The sequence below is a fragment of the Bacteroides neonati genome, assembly GCF_000499785.1.
Lineage (GTDB): Bacteria > Bacteroidota > Bacteroidia > Bacteroidales > Bacteroidaceae > Bacteroides > Bacteroides neonati.
This window is the reverse complement of the sequence record NZ_HG726021.1, coordinates 58,318-64,705: the sequence shown is the minus strand read 5'-3', so window position 1 is coordinate 64,705 and position 6,388 is coordinate 58,318. Positions and strand designations below refer to the sequence as shown.

The following is a 6,388-nucleotide window of genomic DNA, read 5'->3' as shown; positions in this document are numbered from 1 at the left end:
AAATAGCAAACATTTGTAATATAGTTAAAACAAGCATATTAAGCATGCATAAAATACATGATTACCATATAGTTATAAAATTATAATAAACCAATACTTTAATATGAAATCATATTAATATGAATAGAATAAGCGGTCGGTATACGCTCTTTCACTACTTAAATGTCTTTTGTGAATATTGTATTTTATATTTGTAATTTGCTTTTGTGATTTTATTTTTTTACCTTTGTGCATTCACTTATAACAAATATACTTTTGTGAATACATCCAAGTAACATACATTTGTAAACTATAGAAGGATATGGATATTAAAGACAGAATCAAAACAATCATGGAAAGAGAAAATATGACCTCAGGAGCATTTGCTGAGAGCATCAGCATCCAGCAGTCTACTCTTTCTCACATTTTAAACGGGCGAAATAACCCAAGCTTAGATGTTATTATGAAAGTACACCAGAAGTACGACTACATCAATTTAGAGTGGCTATTGTACGGTAAAGGCAATATGCTCCAAAATACAGGCAATAGTATTGATTTTCAACCTTCTTTATTTGACGAGAATCCCATAAATTCATCCAACGATACAATCAGCGCAGAAAATCTTAAGGAAATCGCATTACGAACGGCCGAAATCCAAGCTAAAGAGATTGTAAAACAGGAGATTAAGTACATCGAAAAGCCTCACAGAAAAATTACTGAAATAAGAATATTTTTCGATGATAATACCTACGAAATATTCAAAGGCGAAAAATGAAGGCTAAGAATGACTGTTTGCACATTTTCCTGTATCTTTGCAAACAGAATATGAATTTATGCTTCAATACATGAAAAAATTTATTTTAGACCTGACTGTTACTGAAAACCTCAGACTGCATGCTAACTATGCATTACTGAAACTGACAGATCAGTCACGACTTCCCGAAATGCTGCCGGGACAATTTGCAGAAATCAGAGTAGACGGTTCACCCACCACCTTCTTACGCCGCCCTATTTCTATCAATTATATAGATAGAGCACGCAATGAGGTTTGGTTTCTCATACAGCTCGTCGGAGATGGAACCAAGCATTTAGCAGAAGCTAAGCCGGGAGATATAATCAATGTAGTTCTACCCCTGGGAAATGGTTTCACAATATCACAAACGCCCTCCGATAAGCTACTTTTAGTAGGCGGAGGCGTCGGAACAGCCCCAATGCTTTATCTGGGCGAGCAGTTAGCACAAAACGGCAGTAAACCTACCTTTTTATTAGGTGCACGTAGTAATAAAGATTTGCTGCAATTAGACGACTTCAAAGCCATTGGTGAAGTATATACTACCACCGAAGATGGTAGCCATGGAGAAAAAGGATATGTAACACAGCATTCTATTTTGACAAAAGTAAACTTTGAACAGATTTACACATGTGGTCCTAAACCCATGATGATGGCTGTTGCCAAATATGCCAAAAGTAATCAAATAGAATGTGAAGTATCTTTAGAAAACACAATGGCTTGCGGTATAGGTGCCTGCCTCTGCTGCGTAGAAGATACTACCGAAGGTCATTTGTGCGTATGTAAAGAAGGTCCTATTTTTAATATCAAGAAACTACTATGGCAGATTTAAGTGTAAATATTGGTGAATTGCAGATGAAAAATCCGGTAATGACTGCATCCGGTACATTTGGATATGGCGAAGAGTTCGCTGATTTCATTGATATCACGCGAATAGGCGGTATCATTGTGAAAGGAACCACTCTTCACAGCCGTGAAGGCAATCCATATCCACGTATGGCAGAAACTCCCGCAGGCATGTTAAATGCTGTGGGACTGCAAAATAAAGGAGCAAATTACTTTGCTGAACAGATATATCCCCGTATTAAGGACATTCAGACAAACATGATCGTTAATGTATCGGGATCTGCCATCGAAGATTATGTAAAAACAGCAGAAATCATGAATGAGCTTGACAAGATTCCTGCTATAGAATTAAACATCTCGTGCCCCAATGTAAAGCAAGGTGGTATGGCATTTGGAGTAACCACCGAAGGAGTAGCAGAAGTTGTAAACGCAGTACGTTCAGCTTACAAAAAGACACTTATTGTTAAGCTGTCTCCCAATGTGACCAATATTGCCGAGATGGCACGTGCAGCAGAAGCAAACGGCGCCGATAGCATATCGCTAATCAACACATTATTAGGCATGGCCATTGATGCCGAACGTAGAAAACCAATCCTTTCGACCGTCACCGGAGGATTATCGGGTGCAGCAGTAAAACCAATCGCCCTGCGCATGGTCTGGCAAGTAGCCAATGCGGTAAAAATACCTGTCATAGGGTTGGGAGGTATTATGAACTGGAAAGATGCCGTAGAATTTCTGCTTGCAGGAGCATCGGCTATCCAAATAGGAACGGCCAACTTCATCGATCCGGCAGTAACCATTAAAGTAGTAGATGGTATAAATGATTACCTGGACAGACAAGGTTGCAAATCGGTATCTGAAATTATCGGTGCGCTCGAACTCTGATAAAATAGACAAAGAAGATATACACAAAGAAGCCCGGCTTGTTTTGCTTAAACAGCCGGGCTTCTTTGTGTATCTATGTCGAACAAGAGATTACTTCTCTAACAAGTCGGGACGCAAACGCTGAGTGCGCTCCATGGATTGCTGAAGCTCCCATTCTTTGATTTTAGCTTCATGCCCCGAAAGTAAAATATCCGGCACCTTCCAACCATTGTATTCAGCAGGGCGCGTATAGACGGGAGCAGCCAATAAGTTGTCCTGAAAAGAATCAGATAACGCAGACTGCTCATCCGAAATAACACCCGGGATAATTCGAATAATAGCATCCGCAATAACAGCTGCGGCAAGTTCTCCACCGGTCAAAACATAATCTCCAATACTAATTTCCTTGGTAATAAAATGCTCGCGAATGCGGTAATCAATTCCCTTAAAGTGACCACAAAGAATAATGAGATTGCCGGATAACGAAAGCGTATTTGCCATCTTCTGATCAAACTGCGCTCCATCGGGTGTTGTGAAAATAACCTCATCATATTCTCGCTCCGCCTTCAATGCATTAATGCAACGCTCAATCGGCTCGATCTTCATAACCATTCCGGCAAAACCGCCAAATGGATAATCATCTACCCGGCGATATTTATCCTCAGTATAATCTCGAAGATTATGAAGGTGAATTTCGGCAAGACCTTTGTTTTGAGCACGTTTCATGATGGAGCAGTTGAAGAAACCTTCAAGCATCTCGGGAAGCACGGTTATTATATCAATACGCATAATTTTAAATTTTCTGCAAAATTACAAATATTCAAAGATAAACCTGTATTTTTGCCCGAAACAATCCAAGAAATATGACTGCAAAAGAAAAAATAGAGGAACTGCGCACCGAGCTCCATCGGCACAACTATAATTATTACGTACTCAATGCACCCGAAATTTCGGATAAAGAGTTCGATGATAAAATGTATGAGCTGCAAGAACTGGAGAAGCAACACCCCGAGTATGCTGATGAGAACTCTCCAAGCATGCGGGTAGGAAGCGATCTCAATAAAAACTTTACGCAGGTAGCACATAAATACCCGATGCTTTCGTTGGCAAATACCTACTCGGAAGCAGAAGTGACCGACTTTTATGAACGAGTTCGGAAGGCTCTCAATGAAGACTTTGAGGTTTGTTGCGAAATGAAATACGATGGTACTTCTATCTCACTCACCTACGAAAACGGGCAACTCATACGTGCGGTAACCCGCGGTGATGGAGAGAAGGGAGACGACGTAACAGACAATGTAAAAACGATCCGCACCATCCCCTTGGTATTGCATGGCGATAACTACCCGGCATCATTCGAAATACGTGGCGAAATTCTAATGCCATGGAATGTATTCGAAGAACTAAACCGCGAAAGAGAAGCCCGGGAAGAACCGCTCTTTGCCAATCCGCGAAACGCGGCATCGGGAACACTGAAACTGCAAAATTCGTCTGTTGTTGCTTCAAGAAAGTTGGATGCATACCTCTACTATCTGCTTGGCGACAATCTCCCTTGCGACGGACATTATGAAAATCTACAGGAGGCCGCCCGCTGGGGATTTAAAATTTCAGATTTAACACGCAAATGCCAAACTCTTGACGAAGTCTTTGACTTTATCAACTACTGGAATGTGGAGCGAAAAAATCTGCCGGTTGCCACCGATGGCATTGTTATTAAGATAAACAGCCTGAATCAGCAAAAGAATTTAGGATTCACTGCCAAATCTCCCCGATGGGCCATTGCGTATAAGTTTCAAGCCGAGCGCGCCATTACACGCTTAAATATGGTAACCTACCAGGTAGGTCGCACCGGAGCAGTTACACCAGTCGCAAATCTGGATCCGGTTCAACTATCCGGTACGGTTGTAAGAAGAGCTTCGCTACACAATGCTGATATCATCGATGGGCTTGACTTACATATTGGCGATATGGTGTACGTTGAGAAAGGAGGAGAAATTATTCCGAAAATAACCGGCGTAGATACAGCCGCACGCTTTATGATAGGCGAAAAAGTCAAGTTCATCGCTCATTGCCCCGAATGTGGCAGCAAGCTGGTTAGATACGAAGGAGAAGCAGCTCATTATTGCCCCAACGAAACAGCTTGTCCTCCTCAGATTAAAGGCAAGATCGAGCACTTCATCAGCCGTAAGGCGATGAATATAGACGGACTAGGCCCCGAAACAGTGGATCTGTTTTATAAGCAAGGGCTAATTCACAATACAGCCGATCTGTATCTATTAACGACCAATGACCTTAAGGGGCTCGATAGAATGGGTGATAAATCGGCCGAAAACATCATCAACGGAATTGCTAAAAGCAAAGAAGTTCCTTTCGAACGCGTCATCTTTGCTTTGGGTATTCGCTTTGTAGGCGAAACTGTTGCCAAAAAGATCGCAAAAGCTTTTCAAAACATAGAAGAATTGGAAAGTGCCGACCTCGAAACATTGAAGAACGTCGATGAAATCGGGGAAAAGATAGCGCAAAGCATTCTGGAATACTTTGCAAATGATACCAATCGCGCATTAGTCAATCGCTTAAAATCCGCCGGACTGCAATTATACCGTGCCGAAAAAGACCTGAGTGAATATACCGATAAACTGGCCGGACAATCGATTGTAATTAGCGGCGTATTCTCACACCATTCTCGCGATGAATATAAAGAAATCATCGAAAAGAACGGGGGAAAAAACGTAGGAAGCATTTCGGCCAAAACAAGCTTCATCTTAGCAGGCGAAAACATGGGGCCTGCCAAATTGGAGAAAGCGAATAAGCTGGGTGTGAAAATTGTGAACGAAGAGGCATTTTTAGCGCTCATATCGTAACATTTTTCTACGATATCCTTATTTTATATATGATTATTGCGGGTAAAATCGAAAATATTCGTACTTTTGCGATAGAATTATTAAGAGATCATTATTAATACTCATGATACAAACGAAATTGAAAGGAATGGGGGTAGCACTGATTACTCCTTTCAAAGAAGATGAGAGCGTTGATTACGATGCGTTAATGCGAATGGTGGATTACCTACTGCAGAATAATGCTGACTTTCTTTGTGTGCTGGGAACAACAGCCGAAACTCCGACTTTGACTGAAGAAGAAAAAAAGAAGGTCACTAAAATGGTGATCGATCGAGTAAATAGAAGAATCCCTATTTTATTGGGAGTAGGCGGAAACAATACCCGCGCAGTAGTCGAAACATTAAAACATGACGATTTCACCGGCATAGATGCAATTCTATCTGTGGTTCCTTACTACAATAAACCTTCGCAGGAAGGAATTTATCAGCACTACAAAGCCATTGCCGAAGCTACCGAACTTCCGATTGTATTATATAACGTTCCGGGACGCACAGGTGTCAATATGACCGCCGAAACAACATTGCGCATTGCCCGCGATTTTAAAAATGTGATTGCAATCAAGGAGGCCTCCGGAAACATTACCCAAATGGATGATATCATTAAGAATAAACCGGCCAATTTTGACGTTATTTCGGGCGATGACGGTATTACCTTCCCATTGATCACATTAGGCGCCGTTGGTGTCATATCGGTCATAGGAAACGCATTTCCTCGCGAGTTTAGCCGCATGACCCGATTGGCTTTGCAAGGAGACTTTGCAAATGCACTGACCATCCACCATAAATTTACCGAATTATTCAATCTTTTATTTGTCGATGGCAATCCTGCGGGAGTAAAATCAATGCTCAATGCCATGGGAATGATTGAAAACAAACTGCGTTTACCACTGGTGCCCACCCGTATTACCACATTCGAAGCTATTCGAAAGGTCTTAAATGAATTAAACATAAAGTGCTAAGAAGGATTAAAACCAGAAAGCATCCATCAAAAAGCGCCTGAAAACCAACTT

General features: G+C 41.3%; 6 protein-coding genes. 5 read left to right on the top strand and 1 reads right to left on the bottom strand.

Translation table 11 applies throughout. The features are described from left to right. Window positions 1–301: 301 nt before the first annotated feature. The 3 genes from TY03_RS09355 to TY03_RS09345 all read left to right on the top strand — a co-directional run bounded on the left by TY03_RS09355 (window position 302) and on the right by TY03_RS09345 (window position 2,500). Entirely contained in the window at window positions 302–754 is a 453-nt protein-coding gene (locus TY03_RS09355; RefSeq protein WP_042369499.1) for a helix-turn-helix domain-containing protein, read from the top strand. A 70-nt stretch (window positions 755–824) separates the two neighbouring features. Further along, window positions 825–1,601, top strand: coding sequence for a dihydroorotate dehydrogenase electron transfer subunit (locus tag TY03_RS09350; protein WP_042369496.1), 777 nt, complete (start codon window positions 825–827; stop codon window positions 1,599–1,601). Next, window positions 1,589–2,500, top strand: coding sequence for a dihydroorotate dehydrogenase (locus tag TY03_RS09345; protein WP_042369494.1), 912 nt, complete (start codon window positions 1,589–1,591; stop codon window positions 2,498–2,500). Before TY03_RS09350 ends, TY03_RS09345 begins: the two co-directional genes overlap by 13 nt. Before the next feature lie 90 nt (window positions 2,501–2,590). On the opposite strand, the gene trmD is transcribed toward TY03_RS09345, so the two are convergent. Further along, the gene (gene trmD, locus TY03_RS09340; protein WP_042369492.1) at window positions 2,591–3,268 is read right to left on the bottom strand and encodes a tRNA (guanosine(37)-N1)-methyltransferase TrmD; all 678 of its coding nucleotides are present in this window, start codon (window positions 3,266–3,268) and stop codon (window positions 2,591–2,593) included. 74 nt (window positions 3,269–3,342) lie between these two features. Here trmD and ligA point away from each other — a divergent pair, with 74 nt between their 5' ends. Together ligA and dapA are read left to right on the top strand one after the other, a co-directional pair. Then, entirely contained in the window at window positions 3,343–5,340 is a 1,998-nt protein-coding gene (gene ligA, locus TY03_RS09335; RefSeq protein WP_042369490.1) for an NAD-dependent DNA ligase LigA, read from the top strand. Between the two features lie 103 nt (window positions 5,341–5,443). Further along, window positions 5,444–6,337: a 4-hydroxy-tetrahydrodipicolinate synthase gene (dapA, locus tag TY03_RS09330; protein ID WP_042369489.1), complete on the top strand. Its 894-nt coding sequence runs from the start codon at window positions 5,444–5,446 to the stop codon at window positions 6,335–6,337. Window positions 6,338–6,388: the final 51 nt, after the last annotated feature.